Origin of the sequence: Pseudomonas fluorescens (assembly GCF_902497745.1) — a bacterium.
In the GTDB taxonomy this organism is placed as follows: Bacteria; Pseudomonadota; Gammaproteobacteria; order Pseudomonadales; family Pseudomonadaceae; genus Aquipseudomonas; species Aquipseudomonas fluorescens_BM.
Map to the genome: position 1 here is coordinate 1 of NZ_CABVHJ010000057.1, position 1,977 is coordinate 1,977.

A 1,977-nucleotide genomic window follows, 5' to 3' on the forward strand; every position below is an offset into this window, starting at 1 on the left:
GACCGAGGTGATTGCGAGAGATACGCCGACTTGAAATACCGAGTCGAACTCAGATTCTGAAGTAGATCAAAAGCCCCTCACCCTAGCCCTCTCCCAAAGGGAGAGGGGACTGACCGAGGTGATTGCGAGAGATACGCCGACTTGAAATACCGAGTCGAACTCAGATTCTGAAGTAGATCAAAAGCCCCTCACCCTAACCCTCTCCCGGAGGGAGAGGGGACTGACCGAGGTGTTTGGGCGAGCTACGCCGACGTGAAATACCGAGTCGAACTCAGATTTTGAAATGCCCAAAAATCGGCTCCCTCTCCCTCGGGAGAGGGCTGGGCGGGCGGCGTTCCGATGAGGGGCAGCAACAACGCAAATCAAAAGCCGAACACCCGCGCTCTTCACCACTCAATAGGCCGAGTGTCAGCTCGCCTGCTTTTGATCTTGATCCACGGGCGACGTCGGAAGGCTGAGTGGAGGGATTGATCCGGGCGTGGGAGCGCAGCGACCGTTTGGCGAAGCCAAACACAGCGGGAGTAGGTGCAGCGAAGCAAACCGGAGACGCTGCGCCCGGATCGATCCCGGAGCGAAGGAACCCCGAGCCCCAGCGAGCGGGCCGTACGTAGGAGCAAGCGTTTTTGGTTACTTTTTAGGCGTTTGTAAAAAGTGACCCGCCGTAAGGGCGGAACCCTAAGCAGCCATCACCGCAGCAACGGATATGCCCACAACCGCTGGATATACCGAGATAGACACTCCCTGTGGTGGTCAACTAATCCCGGACACGACGTTAAGTTTTTCCTCGGCCCGCGCTGGCGCCAACCCATCGTTGAATTGGTGAGGCCGAATCCAGTTGTAGCGATGCATCAAAAAATGGCTGATATCGCGCTGTGCTTCCTGCGCAGTTCGATAGCCCACGGTCGGTATCCATTCTGTTTTCAAGCTGCGAAATACGCGCTCCATCGGTGCGTTATCCCAGCAGTTTCCTCGTCGACTCATGCTCTGGCGCATGCGGTATCGCCACAACCGCTGGCGAAAGAGTCGGCTTGCATATTGCGATCCCTGGTCCGAGTGGAATAGCAGATCCGAAGGCCTGCCACGCTGCTCGTAAGCCATATCCAGCGCTTTGATCACCAGCTCAGCGTCTGGCTTTTCCGACAGCGCCCAGCCCACGATCCGACGCGTACAAAGATCCAGGACGACAGCCAGGTAATGCCACTTTCCTTGCGCCCAAATGTAGGTGATATCGCCGCACCAGACTTGATTGGGCGCTGGCACGTCGAACTCGCGGTTCAATGTGTTCGGGATATCCAGTCTTTCTACTGTTGCTCGTTTGTAGGCATGGGAGCCGGGTTGTTTGCTGACTAAATCAAGCTCGCGCATCAAGCTACGCACTTTGAATCGACCGAGTTGCTCACCGTCTTCACGCATCAGCGACAGGATGCTGCGACTGCCCGCAGAGCTGCGACTTTGCGAGAACAGCTCACTGACGCGACTACGCAATCGAAGCCGTTCAACATCGGGCGTGCGGCGCCGCAGGCGCTGGGCGTAGTAACACGAGCGAGTGACGTCAAACACCTTGCACAGCCAATCAACCGGCTCATGTGCCCTCAACTGGTCAATCAGCGCGAACGCTCGTGATCTTCCGACATCAAGAGCGCGGTAGCCTTTTTTAGTATTGATTTCTCTCGCTCAAGCCGAGCAATCCGGGCTTCCAGCTCCTGAATTTTTTGCTGTTCCGGAGTCAGTGCCTTGCTCTGCGGGGTGACGCCTTTATGTTCTTTCTGAATCTGGTCAACCCAGCGGCGCAATGCCGATTCACCAATGCCGAGTGAACGGCTGGCTTCGATGTAGCTGTAGTTTTGTTTGAGCACAAGGTCGGCAGCCTCGCGCTTGAATTCAGGAGTAAAGGAGCGGCGTTGTTTAGTCATCTGACACCTCGATCTGGCGAGCATTCTCGCCTAAATGGGTGTCCGGTTTCATTAGACCACTACA

The 1,977-nt window shown here is 56.1% G+C and carries 1 protein-coding gene; it reads right to left on the minus strand.

The window, feature by feature from the left end; genetic code table 11:
• Positions 1-750: 750 nt before the first annotated feature.
• Positions 751-1,913, minus strand: a protein-coding gene (locus F8N44_RS31110; RefSeq protein ID WP_109627876.1) for an IS3 family transposase whose coding sequence is annotated in 2 segments (ribosomal slippage) — positions 751-1,658 and positions 1,658-1,913 — 1,164 coding nt in all. Because the reading frame shifts where the segments join, the coding sequence is not laid out codon by codon here.
• Positions 1,914-1,977 lie beyond the last annotated feature (64 nt).